This is a genomic window from Massilia sp. IC2-476 (assembly GCF_020707295.1).
GTDB lineage: Bacteria > Pseudomonadota > Gammaproteobacteria > Burkholderiales > Burkholderiaceae_D > Telluria.
The window spans coordinates 326,599-346,188 of sequence record NZ_JAJFER010000006.1; the positions used below are offsets into that span (position 1 = coordinate 326,599).

12 protein-coding genes are annotated in these 19,590 nt (G+C 66.5%); 6 read left to right on the forward strand and 6 right to left on the reverse strand.

Annotated elements, in window-relative coordinates:
- Positions 1 to 238: 238 nt before the first annotated feature.
- On the forward strand, positions 239 to 2,323 hold the full coding sequence (locus tag LK539_RS17625) for an ATP-dependent helicase (protein ID WP_227802355.1): 2,085 nt from the start codon (positions 239 to 241) through the stop codon (positions 2,321 to 2,323).
- 254 nt (positions 2,324 to 2,577) lie between these two features.
- Here LK539_RS17625 and LK539_RS17630 read toward each other — a convergent pair whose 3' ends face one another.
- Positions 2,578 to 3,414: a Sir2 family NAD-dependent protein deacetylase gene (locus tag LK539_RS17630; RefSeq protein ID WP_227802356.1), complete on the reverse strand. Its 837-nt coding sequence runs from the start codon at positions 3,412 to 3,414 to the stop codon at positions 2,578 to 2,580.
- Complete coding sequence (locus tag LK539_RS17635; protein WP_227802357.1) at positions 3,404 to 4,057, reverse strand: phosphohydrolase; 654 nt, start codon at positions 4,055 to 4,057, stop codon at positions 3,404 to 3,406. The genes LK539_RS17630 and LK539_RS17635 overlap by 11 nt, the downstream gene beginning before the upstream one ends.
- Positions 4,058 to 4,178: 121 nt before the next feature.
- Between LK539_RS17635 and glpD the strand changes: the two genes are divergently transcribed.
- Together glpD and LK539_RS17645 are read left to right on the forward strand one after the other, a co-directional pair.
- On the forward strand, positions 4,179 to 5,747 hold the full coding sequence (gene glpD / locus LK539_RS17640) for a glycerol-3-phosphate dehydrogenase (RefSeq protein WP_227802358.1): 1,569 nt from the start codon (positions 4,179 to 4,181) through the stop codon (positions 5,745 to 5,747).
- A 43-nt stretch (positions 5,748 to 5,790) separates the two neighbouring features.
- Positions 5,791 to 6,399: a glutathione S-transferase family protein gene (locus LK539_RS17645; protein ID WP_227802359.1), complete on the forward strand. Its 609-nt coding sequence runs from the start codon at positions 5,791 to 5,793 to the stop codon at positions 6,397 to 6,399.
- A gap of 91 nt (positions 6,400 to 6,490) precedes the next feature.
- Here LK539_RS17645 and LK539_RS17650 read toward each other — a convergent pair whose 3' ends face one another.
- Both LK539_RS17650 and LK539_RS17655 read right to left on the reverse strand, forming a co-directional pair.
- The gene (locus LK539_RS17650) at positions 6,491 to 7,342 is read right to left on the reverse strand and encodes a CheR family methyltransferase (RefSeq protein ID WP_227802360.1); all 852 of its coding nucleotides are present in this window, start codon (positions 7,340 to 7,342) and stop codon (positions 6,491 to 6,493) included.
- Positions 7,342 to 12,249, reverse strand: a complete 4,908-nt coding sequence (locus tag LK539_RS17655; protein WP_227802361.1) for a response regulator — start codon at positions 12,247 to 12,249, stop codon at positions 7,342 to 7,344. The genes LK539_RS17650 and LK539_RS17655 overlap by 1 nt, the downstream gene beginning before the upstream one ends.
- 357 nt (positions 12,250 to 12,606) lie before the next feature.
- On the opposite strand from LK539_RS17655, the gene LK539_RS17660 reads away from it, so the two are divergent.
- Positions 12,607 to 13,341, forward strand: coding sequence for a LuxR family transcriptional regulator (locus LK539_RS17660; protein ID WP_227802362.1), 735 nt, complete (start codon positions 12,607 to 12,609; stop codon positions 13,339 to 13,341).
- On the opposite strand, the gene LK539_RS17665 is transcribed toward LK539_RS17660, so the two are convergent.
- Positions 13,316 to 13,588, reverse strand: coding sequence for a DNA-binding transcriptional regulator (locus LK539_RS17665; protein ID WP_227802363.1), 273 nt, complete (start codon positions 13,586 to 13,588; stop codon positions 13,316 to 13,318). The genes LK539_RS17660 and LK539_RS17665 overlap by 26 nt on opposite strands.
- Positions 13,589 to 13,746: 158 nt before the next feature.
- On the opposite strand from LK539_RS17665, the gene LK539_RS17670 reads away from it, so the two are divergent.
- Positions 13,747 to 14,331 carry an acyl-homoserine-lactone synthase gene (locus tag LK539_RS17670; protein ID WP_307729115.1) on the forward strand — a complete coding sequence of 195 codons (585 nt, stop codon included), beginning with the start codon at positions 13,747 to 13,749 and terminating at the stop codon, positions 14,329 to 14,331.
- On the opposite strand, the gene LK539_RS17675 is transcribed toward LK539_RS17670, so the two are convergent.
- A complete protein-coding gene (locus LK539_RS17675) occupies positions 14,295 to 16,385 on the reverse strand; it encodes a prolyl oligopeptidase family protein (protein ID WP_227802364.1) in 2,091 nt (696 codons plus the stop codon). The genes LK539_RS17670 and LK539_RS17675 overlap by 37 nt on opposite strands.
- Before the next feature lie 91 nt (positions 16,386 to 16,476).
- Between LK539_RS17675 and LK539_RS17680 the strand changes: the two genes are divergently transcribed.
- Complete coding sequence (locus tag LK539_RS17680) at positions 16,477 to 19,530, forward strand: CHASE domain-containing protein (RefSeq protein WP_227802365.1); 3,054 nt, start codon at positions 16,477 to 16,479, stop codon at positions 19,528 to 19,530.
- The last annotated feature ends 60 nt before the right edge of the window (positions 19,531 to 19,590 follow it).

The following is a 19,590-nucleotide window of genomic DNA, read 5'->3' on the forward strand; positions in this document are numbered from 1 at the left end:
ATGGCCGCGTTTGGCATGTCAAGCCCCCGCTTTTCCACATAGTTATTCACAGACTTTGTGGATATCCGGAAAACTTTTTAAGTATTAACTACTTAGCACGACTTCTGCATGTAATCCATGACCTGATCAAAGGAAAATCCGTCTTTCAATCGTGCGCGTACTTGCAATGCGCCGAATTTCGACTTGCACAAGAGAACTGGATAAATGTACAGTATGGCATTTCCACGTTCTGCCTGCCATGTCTGCCGTCCTCGACCAGCCCGCCACCGACGATCCCTTCGCCGGCCTGAATGCCGAACAGCGCGCCGCGGTCGAACACGACGTCGGCGCCGACAATGTGCGCCCCCTGCTGGTGGTGGCCGGCGCTGGTTCGGGCAAGACCAATACCTTGGCACATCGCGTTGCGCGCCTGATCGGGGCGGGCGCCGATCCGCAGCGCATCCTGTTGCTGACCTTTTCGCGCCGCGCCGCCGGCGAGATGGGCCAGCGTGCCAGCGGCGTGCTGCAGCGGCTGCTCGGCAAGGGCGGGACGCAGACCCAGGTCACGCTGCCCTGGGCCGGTACCTTCCACGCGATCGGCGCGCGCCTGCTGCGCCAGTATGCGAGACGCATTGGCCTGGACGAATCCTTCACCATCCACGACCGCGGCGACTCGGAAGACCTGATGGGACTGGTGCGCCACGAGATCGGCCTGTCGAACACGGAGAAGCGATTCCCCCTGAAGGGCACCTGCCTGTCGATCTACTCGCGCGTGGTCAACAGCCGCGAGCCTTTGGCGTCGGTGCTGCAGTCCACCTTCCCCTGGTGCAGCGAATGGGAAGAGCAGCTCAAGCGCCTGTTCGGCGCCTATGTCGACGCCAAGCAGGAGCAGAACGTGCTCGACTACGACGACCTGCTGCTGTTCTGGGCCGAGATGGCGGCCGACCCGGAACTGGGGCTGGAGATCGGCGCGCTGTTCGACCACGTGCTGGTCGACGAATACCAGGACACCAACCGCCTGCAGGCCTCCATCATTACCGGGATGAAGCCGGACGGGAAGGGCGTGATGGTGGTCGGCGACGATGCCCAGTCGATCTACGCCTTCCGCGGTGCGACGGTGCGCAACATCCTCGACTTTCCGAAGCAGTTCACCCAGCCCGCAGCGCTCATCACGCTCGAGCGCAACTACCGCTCGACCCAGACGATCCTGGACGCCTCCAACGCCGTCATCGCAGCCAGCAGGGAGCGCCATGCCAAGACGCTGTGGACCGACAAGGCGTCCAGCCTGAAGCCGCAGCTGGTGCTGATCCCGGACGAAGCGCAGCAGGCGCGCTGGGTCTGCAATCGCATCTTCGAACATCGCGAGGCGGGCATCGCCCTGAAGTCGCAGGCGGTGCTGTTCCGCGCCGCCAGCCACAGCGCGGCGCTGGAGCTCGAACTGATGCGTCGGAACATCCCCTTCGTGAAATTCGGCGGCCTGAAATTCCTGGAAGCCGCCCACATCAAGGACGTGCTGGCGGTGCTGCGCTTCGCCCAGAATCCGAATGGGCGCATGGCGGGCTTCCGCGTGGCCCAGCTGATCCCGGGGATTGGCCCGGCTACCGCCACCCGCCTGCTCGACGCGGTGGGCGAAGCCACCGATCCGGCGGCGGCGGTGGAGGCCTTCGGCGCGCCCGGCAAGAGTCAGGACGACTGGGCCGCCTTCAGCGCGCTGTACCGGCGCCTGCGCACGCCGGGCCTGCGCTGGCCGGCGGACATCGAGCTGGTCAAGGCGTGGTACTTGCCGCACCTGGAGCGCATGTACGACGACGCCCAGGTGCGCGCCGCCGACGTCGAGCAGCTGACCCAGCTTGCCGGCGGCCACGCGACGCGCGAGAGCTTCCTGGCCGAGATCACGCTCGACCCGCCCGAGGCCACCAGCGACCGTGCGGGTCCTCCGCTGCTCGACGACGACTACCTGATCCTGTCGACCATCCACTCCAGCAAGGGACAGGAGTGGAAGTCGGTGCACGTGCTGAACGTGGTGGACGGCTGCATCCCTTCGGACATGAGTACCGGGAACCAGGACGACATCGAGGAAGAACGGCGCCTGCTGTACGTGGCGATGACGCGCGCCCGCGAGCACCTGCAGCTGGTGCTGCCGCACCGCTTCTTCATCAAGCAGCAGGCCTCGATGGGCGACCGTCACGTGTATGCGGCGCGCACCCGCTTCATCACGCCGGCCATGCTCAAGCATTTCGAGGAAACGACCTGGCTCGATGCGGATTCCCAGCAGCTGCGCAAGCCGGTACCGGAGAGCGTGCGCATGCTGGTCAGGGAGCGCGCCAGGAACGCGTGGAAATGAGCGCAGATCGACCCATTTTAGGGACTTATCCCCCGTGAGGCGCTTTTGTAGGAATTTGCTGTAGGAGTGCACACTGCACGAAAGTAGTGCTATACCAAGTCATTGATTTTTATAGGTTTTCATTTTGCCTGCGGAACGGGCAATTTGTTGAAACCCGCATCGTTACTGGAGTTTCGGCTTGTCAAGTAGTGCTTTTCCACATCTTTATCCACAGTTCTTGTGGATATTGAAGAATGTTCAATAGGATCAAGCACTTAGCTTGTAGATTGACTTGGATCAATGTTTAGCGCCTCTGCCAGCAGACGCAGCGCGGCAAGCGCGCCCAACTCGAGTGCAATACCGTTCCGTACCGCCGCTGCCCGTGGATTGATCCGGATGACGGGCATGCCCTGGGCTTCGGCCATGCGCCGCACCGAGGGGATGTCGACGCCGGCGCCCAGCTCGATCACAGCCGGCCGCTTGAGGTCCGCGCGCCAGCGCGCGAAGCGCTCCATCTGCGCTTCGCTCCTGTCAGGCAGCCAGGCCCCATCATTGAACATCAGGATGTTCGGCCGCGCCATCGCGCCACAGCGCGGGCAGCGCGGCAACGCCGAGACCAGCCGGCACTGCGCCATGTCGACGCTGGGCGCGACGCTGTCGGCAGGCCAGATGGCATCAACGCAGGGGCGCGTGCACTGCAGGTGGTGGATCGAGCCGTGGTATTCGACGATCGCATCGGGGGCGAAGCCGGCGCGCTGGAACTGGCCGTCGACGTTGCTGGTGAAGACGAAGCTGCCGTGCGCCATGCGTGTGCCGATCGCGCGCAGGATACCGAAGCCGGCGTGCGGCCTTGTTGCGCGGTACAGGGCCAGGCGGTGGCCATAGAAGCCCCAAGCCAGGCGCGCGTCGGTTTCGAAGCCGTCGGGGCAGGCGATCTCGTGGAAGGCCAGGCCCAGGCGCCCGAGCGGCGGATAGGCGCGCCAGAAGCCCTCGGTGCCGCGGAAGTCAGGCAGGCCCGAATCCACGCCCATGCCGGCGCCAGCCGCGATTAGCAAGCCGTCGGCAGCGGCCACGAGCGCGGCCGCCTGTCGGATCGCGTCCTCATGCGCCATGGCCGGCCTCGCGCTTGAGGCGTTCGAGTTCGGCCAGGAAGCGCTCCGCCGCGACGCCGGGCGGCCATGGCTCCCACGGGGTGCAGCCGTAATGCGCGGCCAAGGGGTCCTGGTCCAGCACGTCGGCGCGGATCTTGAGGGTGCGCCGCACTTCGTCGCGGGTCCAGCCGGTCACGTGCACCGCTTCGCTCGCCGCGGCGAGGCGGTCGGCCTGCTTGTGCAGCCGGTGTTCCTTGTCGGTCCAGGCCGGCAGCCCATAGCGCAGGAAGACCATGTGCTCGAGCCGCTGCGTCAGGGCGCGGAAGCCTTCGCCCAGGAAGGGCTTGATCACCGAGATCGCGTCGAAGCCGAGCAGGCCTTCTTCGGCGTCGTGCAGCAGTTCGCGCAATTCCTGCACCGGCGTGCTCGCCGGGGCCATGGCGCGGCGCAGCAGCATGACGGCGATCGAGTGCTGGGCCACCGAGAGCGGGAGGGGCCAGGCCGAATGCCCGCCCCAGCGATAGGTGCGCGCCAGGCCCAGGGCCAGGTCGGCGTCGTCCCAGTCGAAGGGAGTGGGGTTCAGCAGGTCCAGGCGCTTTCCTGAAGGCATGCGGACCCAGGCGCGTGTATTGGCGAGTGCGTCGGCGCTGGCGGTGTTGTGCATGTGCCGATTTTACACACGGGCTGGCGCATTCTCCGCATAATTGATGCAGGCAAATGCGCCGCCGCACCGGGCTCCTACACTGGACCGGCCAGGCGGGTCAGCCCCGCGTAAGGGAGGCGATATGCAGGATGCGGACGGGAAGCGGAACGATCGCCTCGATTGCGACGTGCTGGTGGTCGGCGGCGGCATCAATGGCGCCGGCATCGCGCGCGACCTGGCCGGGCGCGGTCTGAAGGTGATCCTGTGCGACAAGGACGATCTCGGATCGCATACCTCCTCGGCGTCCAGCAAGCTGGTCCACGGCGGCCTGCGCTACCTCGAGCACCGCGAATTCGGCCTGGTGCGCAAGGCGCTGGCCGAGCGCGAAGTGCTGCTGTGCAGCGCGCCGCACATCATGCGACCGCTGCGCTTCGTGATGCCCCACGACAGCGCCCAGCGGCCGGCCTGGCTGATCCGCGCCGGCCTGTTCCTGTACGACCGCCTGGCGCCGCGCGCCTTCCTGCCGCCCTCGCGTGGAGTAGCGCTGGCGGGGCACCCCGCCGGCGGTGCGCTCAAGCCGGTCTTCACGCGCGGTTTCGTGTATTCCGACGGCTGGGTCGACGACGCCCGCCTGGTGCTGCTGAACGCACTCGACGCCCACGAGCGCGGGGCCACCATCCTGACCCACACGCGCTGCACGGCGTTCGAGCGCCATCCCTCACACTGGATGGCGACGCTGGTGGAGGCGGACTGCCGCTGGCGCGTGCGGGCGCGCTGCCTGGTCAATGCCGCCGGGCCGTGGGCGGCCGAGGTGGCGCAGGCTGCCACCGGCGCTGCGCCGCTGCGCCGCCTGCGCCTTGTGAAGGGCAGCCACATCGTGGTGCCGCGCCTGTTCGACCACCAGTACGCCTACATCTTCCAGCACCCGGACGGCCGCATCGTCTTCGCCATGCCCTACGAAGGCGCGTTCACCCTGATTGGCACCACCGACGTCGAATTCGGTGGCGACCCGGACAGAGTCGCGATCGCCGGCAGCGAGACGGATTACCTGTGCGAGCTCGCCAATCGTTATTTCCGCCAGCAGATCACGCCCGCCGACGTGGTCTGGAGCTATTCGGGCGTGCGCCCGCTGCTGGAGGACGAGGCGGCCAGTGCGAGCGCCGCCACGCGCGACTATTCGCTCGGGCACGACCAGTCCGCTGCGCCGCTGCTGTCGGTCTTTGGCGGCAAGATCACCACCTACCGCCGGCTGGCCGAGGAAGCCGGCGACTGGGTCACGGGCGCGCTCGGTCGTGCGCAGCCGGGGTGGACGGGGAAGGCCGTGTTGCCGGGCGGCGACCTGTTCGGCAGCCTGCCCGACAGCCGCGGCGTGCTCGAATTCGACCGCTGGCTGGACGGCTTCGCGCGCCGCCATCCCTGGCTGCCGACGGAGCTGGCCCAGCGCTGGGGGCGCGCCTACGGCACCCGTGTCGAGACCCTGCTGGCAGGGGCGACCGGCATGCTGGACCTGGGCGAGGCGGTGGCGCCCGGCCTCTACGCGGCCGAACTGCGCTACCTGATGCGCCACGAATGGGCTGCCTGCGCCGAGGACGTGCTGTGGCGGCGCTCCAAGCTCGGCCTGCACATGGCCCCTGGCCATGCGCGGACCATCGACGCGTGGATGCGCGCTGCGCGCGCGGAGGCGGGCGCGCCCTTGACCGAATCGGTTTGAGCCGCGCTATCATGGGCGCTTCTGCCCAAGAATAAAACCGTTCATGCGCCTGTACACCAGCCCCCGTGCGCCCAATCCGCGCCGCGTCACCATGTTCATCGCCGCCAAAGGCATCGACGGCATCGAGCTGGTCGACATCGACCTCAATCGCGGCGGCCACCGCACGGCCGAATTCACGGCCCTGAACCCGCTGGCCCGGGTGCCGGTGCTGGTGCTCGACGACGGCCGCGCGCTGAGCGAAACGCGGGCGATCTGCACCTACCTCGAAGGCCTGTATCCGGAGCCGAACCTGATGGGGGTGGATGCGACCGAGCGCGCCTTCATCGAGATGGCGGACCGCCGCATGGAGCTGCACCTGATGCTGGAAACGGCGCTGTGCGTGCGCCACACGCATCCGGGGCTGGCGGTGCTCGAGCAGCCGCAGTTCCCGGACTTCGGCGCGGCGCAGGGGCAAAAGATGCGCGCCACGGCGCGCTGGCTCGATGGCGAGCTGGCCAAACATCCTTATGTGGCGGGAGAGCGCTTCACGATCGCCGATATCACGGCCTTCTGCACGCTGGAGTTCGCGCGGGGCTTGTTGAAGTTCCGGCCGGGGGAGGAGGGGATGCCGCACCTGCAGGCGTGGCGCGACCGGATTGCGGCGGATTACTGACCGCGTGGGCGGGAGACCCGCCCACCCTACGTACGGCCGGGATGATGTAGGGTGGGCAGGTTTCCTGCCCACGCGTTCAACAAGGAGATAGTTACCGCACCCGCTTGTACCACCCGCCGTCGTCGAACAAGGGCACGTAATCCGCCATCCCCGCATCCGCCGGCGCCAGCTCGCGGTCCAGTCCCAGCACCCCGAACAGCGACAGGCTGTCGCGGAACAGGCGCAGCACGCGCTGGCGCAGCACCGGTCCGAAGTCGGGCAGGGCGCGGCGGCAGACGATGCCGTGGAACTCCTGGAACGAGGCGTCCGTCACCAGGCTGTACTGCGCCCAGGTGATGCGCTCGCGCAGGCGCGGCAACAGGCGCGCTTCGCCGTTCGAGACCTCGAAGTAGTCGGCCAGGCGGCCGTTGCCGCCGCTGGCCTCGTACTGCGGCTGCGACTGCGTCAGCTGCGCCACCGGCAACGTAGCGTTGCGCACCTCGAACAGCAGCTCGTCGCTGGCAACGGTGGCGAACACCTCCGTGCGTCCGTACAGCTTTTCCTCGGCCAGCAGGATTGCCAGCGTCCAGGCCTCGGCCACGCCGGCCGGCTCGGCCAGCCAGACCTTGGGCAGGGCGGTCGGACGCAGGCTGTCGCCAAGGGCGGCGCGCAGGCGGCGCGTGTCCTCGGGCAGGTCGAACAGCGGCGCCTGCGGCACCGCCAATACCCGCAGCACGTCCTGGGCGGCGCCCGCTTCGTGCAGCACCCGCTCCTGCAGGCTGGAGATGGTCGCCAGCCCGCGCGCCTGCAATAGTGCCAGCAGGCGCTCGCGCAGGCGCGGCCGGGCGTAGCCACGGAAATCGAAACCGAAGCGCTGGTACACGGCTTCCAGCAGCAGCTCGATCTCGAGTTCCTCGGTCGCCTGGGCGGCGGCAAACCCGCTCCAGGCGCTCAGCTCGCCCATCAGTGCAACCAGACGCGCATCATCGACAGCAGCTGGGCCACATCGACCGGCTTGGTGATGTAGTCCGAGGCGCCAGCGGCGATGCACTTGTCGCGGTCACCCTTCATCGCTTTCGCGGTCAGGGTGATGATCGGCAGCGAACGGAACTTCGGAATGCGGCGGATCGCCCGCATCGTGTCGTAGCCGTCCATCTCCGGCATCATGATGTCCATCAGGACGATCTCGATGGTCGGATCCTTCTCCAGCACTTCGATGCCGTCACGGCCGTTCTCGGCGAACAGCACCTGCATCTGCTGGCGCTCCAGCAGCGTGGACAGCGCGAAGATGTTGCGCAGGTCGTCGTCGACGATCAGGACCTTGCGGCCGGCCAGGCCGCCGTCGGCCGCGTGGATCTCTTCCAGCATGCGGCGCTGGTTCTCCGGCAGGCTGGCCTGCGAACGGTGCAGGAACAGCGCGGTCTCGTCCAGCAGGCGCTCCGGCGAGCGGGCGTCCTTCATGACGATGGTTTTCGCATAGCGCTTGAGCTTGGTGACTTCCTTGCGCGAGAGTTCCTTGGCGGTGTAGATCACCACCGGCAGGTCGCGCAGGCGCTCGTTGCCGCCGATGCGGTCCAGCAGGTCGAAGCCCGAGATGTCAGGCAGGGTCAGGTCCAGCACCATGCAGTCGAAGTGCGAGCTTTCCAGCGCTTCCATCGCGGCGGCGCCGGTATCGACGGTCACCATGTGGATGTCGGCGTTGCCGATCAGGTTCACGATCGACTCGCGCTGGGCCATGTCGTCTTCCACCACCAGCAGCGAGCGCTTGCCGCCCATCAGGAACTTCTGGATGCGCTTGAACTCTTCCTGCAGGGCTTCGCGGCCCACCGGCTTGTTGATGTACGAGATCGCACCCTGGCGCAGCGCGCGCTCGCGCTCGCGCAGCGAGGACATCACGTGCACCGGGATGTGGCGGGTGTTCGGGTCGCGCTTGAGGCGGTCGAGCACCGTGAAGCCATCGATGTCCGGCAGGTCGATGTCGAGCAGGATCGCGGACGGCAGGTAGTCGCGCGCCAGCGACAGGGCCGAATCGCCGCGCTGGGTGACGATGGCCTTGAAGTTCTTCTCGCGGGCGAAGTCGAGCAGGACCTTGGCGAAGCGCTCGTCGTCTTCCACGATCAGCACCGACGGATCGCCCGGGGTTACCAGGCCGCGGTCGTCCAGCACCGACGAGTATTCGACCACCGAGCTGGTGTCGCCCAGTTCGACCGTCGCCACGTCGACGCTTGCCTGCACCACCGGCTGGTAGGACACGGTGGTGGCAGTGCTTGCCGGCGGCGGGGCCAGGCGTGCCGGCTGCGGCTGGCGGGTCTGCTCGTAGTTGACGAAACCGGCGCGGTTGTACGGCAGGTAAAGCGTGAAGGTCGAGCCGACGTTGACCGTGGACTCGACGCGGATCTCGCCGCCTAGCAGGCGCGCCAGTTCGCGCGAGATCGACAGGCCCAGGCCGGTACCGCCGTATTTACGAGCGGTGGAGCCGTCGGCCTGCTGGAATGCCTCGAAGATCAGCTGCAGCTTGTCGGCCGGGATGCCGACACCGGTGTCGCGCACCGAGAAGGCCAGCACGGCGTCGGCGTGCACCAGGTTCGGGTGGTCGTGGGTCCAGCCGCTGTTCACGAGGCTGATGCTCATCGAGACGGTGCCGTGGCTGGTGAACTTGAACGCGTTCGACAGCAGGTTCTTCAAGACCTGCTGCAGGCGCGTGGTATCGGTCATCACCGCGGTCGGCAGGTTGTCCGCCAGGTCGACCTCGAAGCCGAGGTGCTTGGCTTCGGCCATGTGGCGGAAGGTGCGGTCCACGTAGTTGCGCAGGTTCGAGAAGCGGTATTCCGACACGTCCAGCGTGACGGTACCGGACTCGATCTTCGACAGGTCCAGAATGTCGTTAATCAGGGTCAGCAGGTCGGAACCGGAGCCGTGGATGGTCTTTGCGAATTCCACCTGGCGGGAAGACAGGTTGCCCTCCGGGTTATCCGACAGCTGCTGCGCCAGGATCAGGAGCGAGTTCAATGGCGTACGCAGTTCGTGCGACATATTCGCCAGGAACTCGGACTTGTACTTGGAGGACAGGGCCAGCTGGGTCGCCTTTTCTTCCAGCGCCAGCTTGGCCTGTTCCACCTCGCGGTTCTTGCGTTCCACCTCGATGTTCTGCTCGGACAGCAGGCGCGCTTTCTCCGCCAGCTCCTGGTTGGTCTGCTGCAGTTCCTGCGCCAGCGACTGCGACTGGGTCAGCAGCGATTCGGTACGGCTGTTCGCTTCGATCGTGTTCAACACCACACCGATCGATTCCATCAGCTGGTCGAGGAAGGACAGGTGGGTTTCGGTGAAGCGGTCGAGCGAGGCGATCTCGATGACCGCCTTGACCTGCTGTTCGAACAGGATCGGCAGCACCACGATGTTGTTCGGCGGCGCCGAACCCAGGCCGGACGAGACCACGATGTAGTCGCGCGGCACGTCGGTCAGCCAGATCCGGGTCTTCTCGAGCGCGCACTGGCCTACCAGGCCTTCGCCCGGCAGGAAGGAGGTCGGCAGCTTGCGGCTGGAACGGTAGCCGTAGGAGGCGATCATGCGCAGGCGTGCATCGGTCTCCTGCGAGTCCATCATGTAGAACACGCCGTGGTGGGCCGAGACCAGCGGCGCCAGTTCCGACAGAATCAGCTTGGTCACGGCCTGGAGGTCGCGCTGGCCCTGCAGCAGTCGGGTGAAGCGCGCCAGGTTGGTCTTCAGCCAGTCCTGCTGCGCGTTCTTCTGCGTGGTCTCCTTCAGGTTACGGATCATCTCGTTGATGTTGTCCTTCAGGTAGGACACCTCGCCGCGCGCTTCCACCTGGATGCTACGCGAGAGGTCACCACGGGTCACCGCGGTCGCCACCTCACCGATCGCGCGCATCTGGTTGGTCAGGTTTGCCGCCAGCTGGTTGACGTTTTCCGTCAAGTCTTTCCAGGTACCCGCCACACCGGACACGTTTGCCTGGCCGCCCAGCTTACCTTCGGTACCCACCTCACGCGCCACACGGGTCACCTCGGATGCGAACGAGGACAACTGGTCCACCATGACGTTGATGGTGTCTTTCAGTTCGAGAATCTCGCCCTTCACGTCCACGGTAATCTTCTTGGACAAGTCACCGCGCGCCACCGCGGTCGTCACCGCCGCGATGTTACGCACCTGGCCCGTCAGGTTCGACGCCATGAAGTTCACGTTGTCGGTAAGGTCTTTCCAGGTACCGCCGACGCCCGGCACGTAGGCCTGGCCGCCCAGCTTACCTTCGGTACCCACCTCACGCGCCACGCGGGTCACCTCGGATGCGAACGAGGACAACTGGTCCACCATGACGTTAATGGTGTTCTTCAGTTCGAGAATCTCGCCCTTCACGTCCACGGTAATCTTCTTGGACAGGTCGCCGTTCGCCACCGCGGTGGTCACCTCCGCGATGTTACGCACCTGGCCGGTCAGGTTACCCGCCATGAAGTTCACGTTGTCGGTCAAGTCCTTCCAGGTACCCGCGACGCCAGGCACGTTCGCCTGGCCGCCCAGGCGGCCCTCGGTACCCACTTCACGCGCCACGCGGGTCACCTCGGATGCGAAGGAGTTCAGCTGGTCGACCATCACGTTGATGGTGTTCTTCAGTTCGAGAATCTCGCCCTTCACGTCCACCGTAATCTTCTTGGACAAGTCGCCGTTCGCCACGGCGGTGGTCACGTCCGCGATGTTACGCACCTGGCCGGTCAGGTTACCCGCCATCGAGTTCACCGAGTCGGTCAAGTCCTTCCAGGTACCGCCGACGCCCTTCACCTGCGCCTGGCCGCCCAGCTTGCCCTCGGTACCCACCTCACGCGCCACGCGGGTCACCTCGGATGCGAACGAGGACAACTGGTCCACCATGACGTTAATGGTGTTCTTCAGTTCGAGAATCTCGCCCTTCACGTCCACCGTAATCTTCTTGGACAAGTCGCCGTTCGCCACCGCGGTCGTCACCGCCGCGATGTTACGCACCTGGCCCGTCAGGTTCGACGCCATGAAGTTCACGTTGTCGGTCAAGTCCTTCCAGGTACCGCCGACGCCCGGCACGTAGGCCTGGCCGCCCAGCTTGCCTTCGGTACCCACCTCGCGCGCCACACGGGTCACCTCGGATGCGAAGGAGCGCAGCTGGTCCACCATGACGTTGATGGTGTCCTTCAGCTGCAGGATCTCGCCGCGCACGTCCACGGTAATCTTCTTCGACAAGTCGCCGTTCGCCACCGCGGTAGTCACCTCCGCGATGTTACGCACCTGCGAGGTCAGGTTACCCGCCATCGAGTTCACCGAGTCGGTCAAGTCCTTCCAGGTACCCGCCACGCCCTTCACCTGCGCCTGGCCGCCCAGCTTGCCTTCGGTACCCACCTCGCGCGCCACGCGCGTCACTTCGGAGGAGAAGGAGGACAGCTGTTCCACCATGGTGTTCGCGGTCATCGCCGCGCGCAGGTACTGGCCCTTCAGCGGGTGGCCGTCGACTTCCAGCGCCATGGTCTGGGACAGGTCGCCCTTCGCCACCGCGCCGATGACGCGCGCCATCTCGGTGGTCGGGCGCACCAGGTCGTCGATCAGGGTGTTGACCGAGCTGATGATGGTGGCCCAGCCGCCGACCACGCCGGGCAGGTCGGCGCGCTGCGTCAGGTGGCCTTCGCGGCCCACCACGCGCGACACGTCGGTGACCGTTTCGACCATCTTCTGCTTGGTTTCGATGATGTCATTGAGGGTGTCGGCGATCTTGCCGGATACCCCAGTCCAGTCCGAGGGCAGCCGCGCCGAGAAGTCGCCTTTTTTCAGCGCCATCAGGGTCGTCAGCAAGAGTTTGACGTCCAACTGTTCGCCCATGTCGGTCATGTTGTTCATCGACTAAATCCTTGTTTCGCGTGTGGGTAAAGAAAGTGAGTGCCGCAGGCGCCGGACGGCGACTGTGAACTGTGAAATGCAGAGAAGATACTCTTGTATAGATTCAAGTCAAGCATCGCGGTTGGCGAATGTTGTGCTGAGCTTAAGAAATCTTGCAGTTTAGAAAACTTTGGGTCGGTAACTGGCGGAGGGTAACGTAAATTCGTTGAACGCCGCGCACGATTGCGCAGTATTGTTGTATTGTCACTACAGCGTCTCCATCTTATGTGTGGCAGATGAGCTCGTCTGCAACATTCTTGAGTATTTACAACGCGAAGTCATTTAGCATAAGGGAGTACGGTCAACCGACTCTGTCCCATGATTGACACTGCATTATTGCTCGAACTGTTGGAAGCCGGAGACGAACGCGCGTGGACAGAGCGCTTGTTCAAGCTGGCGCACGCGCTGGGCTTCGATCAGGTGATGTTCAGCGTCATCGCTTCGCGCCATGTGCGTTTCGAAAACGCTTTTACACGCAGCAATTATTCGGCGGAGTGGCGCAATCATTACGATGCCAACGGCTTCGCTTACGTCGATCCGACGATCATGCACTGCATGTCGCATACCTTGCCTCTGGTCTGGGCGCCATCGGCCTTCGGCAGCGACGGCGCCGGGGCCCTGTATGAAGAGGCCAGCGCCCACGGCCTGCGCAGCGGCGTGACGCTGCCGATCCACGGCCCACAGGGCGAACTGGGGATGGTGAGTTTCGCGTCGGACTTGCGGCCTGACGCGTCTTTCGAGCGCCAGCTGCTCGAGACCCTGCCGTCACTGTCCCTGATCCGGGACTATGCTTTTGCTTCGTCCGAACGCTTCCGCGACGCCAGGGTCGAGCCCGAGCTGCCGCGCCTGACCAGGCGCGAGCTCGAGGTCCTGCAGTGGGTCATGCTCGGGAAGTCCTCATGGGAGGTCGCCCGGATCACCAACTGCTCCGAGGCGACCGTCAACTTTCACCTTGCCAACGTGCGCCAGAAATTCGGCGTGAACACGCGCCAGCAGGCAGTCGTCAAGGCGATCGCCCTCGGCCTGCTCACACCTGAAGATCACCATCGCTGACCCTGCCGTTGACGTATAGACGCAACAGGATCGCGACCGGGGGCGGCAGTTCCAGTCCCGTCTCGAACCGGCTGCCGCTCGACTGGGTCACCCCGAAGCGGCTCCAGAACTTCTCCTGACTTTCCCGCTTGGCGATACGCAGGCGCCGCAACTCGTGCGGCTTGTTACGCCTGCCGCCGTCCACCTGCGCCGCCTGCTGCGCTTCCAGTTCCGCGGCCAGTGCTTCGCACATCAATTCGTTTGCCATGTCTGCTCCCTTTCATCGGTGGTTATGCAGTCTGCAAGTATTCCACCGGTGGCGCGCATGGAAACCTAGCAGAGCTGCTAGTTCCCGGCTTGCCCATATTGCATGAACCTTATATGCCAGCAGCATAGCTTTGAACCACCACACACAAGGGGCCGAAAATGAACATGCAGATCAAGATCGCAGCACGTCGTGAATTCAAATCCAAAGACCTGTGGGAAATGCATACCCTGCGCGCCAAGGTGTTCAGCGGGCGCCTGGGCTGGGAAGTGCCCGTCTTGTCGGGCATGGAGATCGACGGCTACGATGCCCTCGATCCGGCGTATATGGTGATGCGGGCACCTGGCGGTCCGCTGCTCGGTTGCTGGCGCCTGCTGCCGACCGAAGGTCCGTACATGCTCAAGGATTCCTTCCCGCAGCTGCTGGAAGGCCGGGAGGCGCCGAGTGACCCGCATATCTGGGAGCTGTCGCGCTTTGCCCTCGAGACCGGCAAGGAAAGCCACTACGGTTTCTCGGAAATGACCATGCAGTGTTTCGAGGCCGCGGTCCGTTTCGGCATGGAGAACGGCCTGACCCACTTCGTGACCGTGACCACCACCGCGCTGGAACGCCTGACCCGGCGCGCCGGCGTGGTCAGCACCCGCCTGGGCGAGCCGCAGAAGATTGGCATCGAGACCGCGGTGGCCATCTACATCGACGTGCGGGCCACTTATGAAGCGCTGTTCGCCCAGCGCATGGCTTCTTGAGCCTGATCGCGCAACTGGCGTTGAAGGAATGTCCAGGTCAGCGCCCACATGCGCGCTGTCTGGGCATTGTCGGCGGCGCCGGCGTGGCCGCCGTCAAGGTTCTCCCAGTACAGCACGGGATGGCCCTGGTCCAGCATGCGCGCCGCCATCTTGCGCGCATGGCCCGGATGGACCCGGTCGTCGCGGGTCGACGTGGTGAACAGCACGCGCGGGTAGCGCTGGCCGGCGCGGACCTGGTGGTAGGGCGAGTAGCGGCCGATCCACGCCCATTCGGCGGGATCGTCCGGGTCGCCGTATTCGCCCATCCAGGAAGCGCCCGCCAGCAGCTGGTGGTAGCGGCGCATGTCCAGCAGCGGCACCTGGCACACCACCGCGTTGAACAGCTCGGGGCGCTGGGTGAGCACGGCGCCGACCAGCAGGCCGCCATTGCTGCCGCCCATGATGCCGAGCCGGCGCGGGCTGCTGATGCCGCGCTCGATGAGATCTTCGGCCACCGCGATGAAGTCGTCGAAGGCGCGCTGGCGATGTTCCTTGAGCGCGGCCTGGTGCCAGCCCGGGCCGAACTCGCCGCCGCCGCGGATGTTGGCCACCACGTAGACGCCGCCGCCCTCGAGCCAGGCGGCGCCGCTGAGGGCGCCGTAGGAGGGCTTGAGCGACACCTCGAAGCCCCCGTAGCCGTACAGCACCGTCGGGTTGTCGCCATCGAGCCGGGTGTCGCGGCGCATCACGGCGAAATAGGGCACGCGGGTGCCGTCCTTCGATGTCGCCTCGAACTGGTGGACCTGCAGCCCTTCCGCGTCGAAGAAGGCGGGCATGGCCTTGAGCGGCTCGCGCATATCTTTTCCTGCTTCGATCAGGTACAGGGTGGATGGCTCCGTGAAACCGGTGGTGGTCAGGAAATAGCGGTTCGAGTCGACCCGGTCGAAGGCCCAGGATTCGAGGGAGCCGATGGCGGGCAGGTCGACGTCGCGCGCCTGCCATTTTTCCCCGCTGCGGCGCAGTTCCACCAGGCGGTTCTTGACCTTGTCGAGGATGGTGAGCAGCAGGGCGTCCCGGGTCACCGTCAGCCCGTCGAGCGAGGTGGTGGGAGAAGGCAGGAACAGGGGCTCGAACTGCGCTGTGCCTTCCAGGTGCGCGTCGAAGCCGGCCGCCAGCAGGGCGCCCTGCGGGTAGCTGCGCCCGCCAATCTCCCAGCTTGACCTCAGTTCGATCACGAGCTGGTCGCGCACCGCGAACGCGTTGGCGTCCTCCGGTTTCGGCACCTTGATCAACACGCCATCCCGTCGCAGGAACAGCTCGCTGCTGTAGAAGCCGATCTGGCGCTGCACGAACTCGCGTTCGAATCCTGGCGTGGCGTCGCGCCAGGCGGAGACCGACAGGTCGTCGAACCCGGCCTCGAATACCGTGGCGGCTTCGCTCAGCGGCGTGCCGCGGCGCCATGCCTTGACGATGCGCGGGTAGCCGGATTCCGTCAGCGAGCCGGGGCCGAAGTCGGTGCCGACGAACAGGGTGTCGTGGTCGATCCAGGCCACGTCGCTCTTGGCTTCGGGCAGGGTGAATCCCCCATGCACGAAAGCGCGCGCGGCCACGTCGAATTCGCGCACGACATGGGCGTCGCCGCCGCCGTGCGAGAGCGACACCAGGCAGCGCTCGCCCCCGGGTTCGAGCCAGGTCACGCCGCCCCAGACCCAGTTTTCGCCTTCGTCGCGCGCGAGCAGGTCGAGGTCGATCAGGATGTCCCAGCTAGGTGCCTCCTTGCGGTACTCGTCCAGCGTGGTGCGGCGCCACAGTCCGCGCGGATGGCCGGCGTCGCGCCAGAAGTTGTACAGCAGGCCGCCATGGCAGCGGCCATACGGGATGCGGTCGGTGGAATCGAGGATGGCGCGCAGGCGCGCCGCAAGGGCCGGGTAGCCGTCCTGCGCCTCCAGTTCGGCTTCGGCGGCGCGCTTCCTGTCCTCGACCCAGGCGCGGGCGCGCTCGCCGTCGACTTCTTCCAGCCAGAGATAGGGATCATCGAGGGAAGGCCTTGTTTCCTGGGGAGCGGATGGTGTCATGGGGGTTTGAGCGAATATGGATGAGCAGCTTGGCCTGCGGATTGCCTATACTAGCAACATCGAGCGGTCGGAACCGCACGTGTGGAGCAGAATGGATTCTTTATCGACCGGCAGCAAATCAAGAGATGCGGTAGCCGAAGCGGCGCAGGCCGCCTTGGACGGGGCAGGCCCGGCCACCCAGAGTGCGAGCGCCGCCCCCTGGGTGGCCGGGCTTGCGCTCGCGCTCGCAGTCGGCGCGCTGTGCTACCGGGTCGCCTCCAGCGCGGTCGAGTACGACGCGCGCCGCCGCTTCGAGACGGTGTCGAGTCTGGCGCAGGAGCGGATCTCCAGCGCCATCGCCTCGTATGCCCGCGTGGTGCGCGGGATGTCGGCATTGCATGCGGCCGGGGAGGGGCCCCTGACGCGGCTGCGCCTGCACCGCTATGTGCAGGCGCTCGACCTGCAGGGGCAGTTCCCCGCGATCGAAGCGGTCAACTACGTCGCCCATGTCCCGGACGCCCAGCGGGAAGCCTTCATCGCCGCCGTGCGCGCGGACCGCAGCGTGAACCCTGCCGGCAATCCACACTTCGACATCTGGCCGGCCGGCCGGCGTCCCTCGTATGCCGTGATCACCTGGGTCGAGCCGGAGGCGCAGGCCAACGACCGGATCGGCTTCGACATCGCCGCCCAGCCGTTCATCGCCGGGGTGCTGGCGCGTGCGCGCGACCTCGGTGCGATGAGCGCCTCCGGCAATCCGGTGCGGCTGCAGCACCCGACGCCGCACACGGCGCTGGGCATGCGCCTGCCGCTCTACCTGGGCGGCGGCGTGCCGGCCACCGTGGAAGAGCGGCGCCTGCGCTACATGGGCAGCATCGGGATCGCGTTCTCGGTCGACGAACTGGTGCGGCGCGCCCTCGGACCCCAGGCGCGCCAGCCGGTGGCGCTCAGCCTGTACAGCGAGAACGGGCCCGCCGGTCCAGGCGGCGCAGCGCTGCAACTCGAGGCCGACGACCGGCTGCTGGTCGGCCGCGAGCTGCGCGTGGACGGCCGCGAGGCCCAGGCAGCGGGCGGGCGCTTCACGACCCTGCTGCCGATCGACTACGTCGGCACCCGCTGGAAGGCCCATTTCTCGGCCGACCGCGCCGCCATGGCGGTGGGATCGGACCGCTACCTGCCGCTGCTGGCCTTCGCCTCCGGCTTCGGCGTCAGCCTGCTGGGCTTCGCGCTGATCTTCAACCTGATGCGCTCGCGCCGCGCCGCGCTCGACCAGCGCCTGCTGCTCGACTCGGTGCTCGACAACCTGGACGCCTACGTCTACCTGAAGGACGGCGCGCGCCGCTTCCGCTACGTGAACGCCAAGACCGCTGCGCTGATCGGACGGCCGGCGGAGAACATCGTCGGCCAGCGCGATCTCGACGTGGTCTCCGGCCCGCTGGCCGACGGCACCTGGCAGCGCGACCGCGCCGTGCTGGAAAGCGGGGAGCGCTATGCCTGCCAGGCCGAGCTGCCCCTGCGCGACGGCAGCGTGCGCCAGATGTGGAGCGTGCGCGTGCCGCTGCACCCGGAAGGCGAGATGCCGGCCGTGCTGTGCATCTCGACCGACGTCACCGTCCTGCACGAGCTGAAGGCGCGCGCCGACGCCGCCAACCGGGCCAAGAGCGACTTCCTGTCAAACATGAGCCACGAGATCCGCACCCCGATGAACAGCATCATCGGCATGACCCACCTGGCGCTGCAGGCGCATCCCGCCCCGCAGCTGCGCGGCTACCTGGACAAGATCTTCCATTCGGGCCAGCACCTGCTGGGCATCATCAATGACATCCTCGACTTTTCCAAGATCGAGGCCGGCAAGCTGGAACTGGCCACCCGCAGCTTCATGCTGGACGCCGTGATGCGCAACGTCGAGCAGCAGCTGGGGCAGGCGGCAGGCGCCAAGGGTCTCAGCTTCGACCTCGAGATCGCGCCCGAGCTGATGCGGCCCCTGCGCGGCGACCCGCTGCGGCTGGAGCAGGTGCTGCTGAACTTCGCCGGCAACGCCGTCAAGTTCTCCGAGCACGGCCGCATTGGCCTGCGCGCCCGCCTCGAGCATGCCTTCGGCCCGGAACTGCTGGTGCGCTTCGAGGTGCAGGACTGCGGCATCGGCATCGAGCCTGACAAGCTGGACAGCCTGTTCACGCCCTTCCACCAGGCCGACCCCTCGGCTACCCGGCGCCACGGCGGCACCGGCCTGGGCCTGGTGATCAGCAAGCAGCTTGCCGAACTGATGCACGGCGCGGTCGGGGTCGAGAGCAGCCCGGGACGCGGCAGCACCTTCTGGTTCACCGCGCGCCTGGGGCTCGAGGACGGCGTCGCGGCCGGCCTGGGCGCCGCGCCGGCCCAGCACGCGGACGGCGCCATGCGCCTGGATGGCTGCGCCGTGCTGCTGGTCGAGGACAATCCCTTCAACCAGCAGGTCGCGCGCGAACTCCTGGCCCAGGCCGGCGCCGTCGTGAGCGTCGCCGGCAACGGCGTCGAAGCGCTGGAGGCAATGGCGCGCGAGCGTTTCGACTGCGTCCTGATGGACGTGCAGATGCCGGTCATGGACGGGCTCGAGGCGACCCGCCGCATCCGCAGCGATCCGCGCCTGGCGGGCACCCTGGTGATCGCGATGACCGCCAATGCCGGGGTCGAGGACCGCGCGCGCTGCCTGCAGGCCGGCATGGACGAATTCCTGACCAAGCCGGTAGTGCCCGAGCTGCTTGGCGCGACCATCGCGCGCTGCCTGGGGCGCAGCACGGCGCCCGCGCCGGACCTGGTGGCGGCGCCCGCGCCGGGCAGCGGGGCGCTCGACTTCGGCGCGCTGGGAGCCAGCTTCGGCGACGACGGGGAGCGCATGCGTAAATATGCCTACCTGTTCGTGTCGACGGCGCGCAACGCCCTCGACCAGCTCGACGCGCTGCTCCTGGCCGGCGACATGGCCGGGGTGGCGGCGGTGGCGCACCGGATCAAATCCTCGGCCCGTACCGTCGGCGCAATGGGCTTTGCCGCGCTGTGCGAAGAGCTCGAGAGCCAGGCCGCGCGTCCTGCCCAGGCGCGGGCGCTGGCGGCGCGCCTGCGCGCCCAGCTGGGGCGCATCGAGCGTGAGGTCACGACGCGTCTCGGGACCCGTGTCCACGACCGGCCATGAGGGTCTTTTTCGAGGGTTGCTGAAGAGTCAATGACAGGTGCCAAGCCTTTCGCGGCGCGG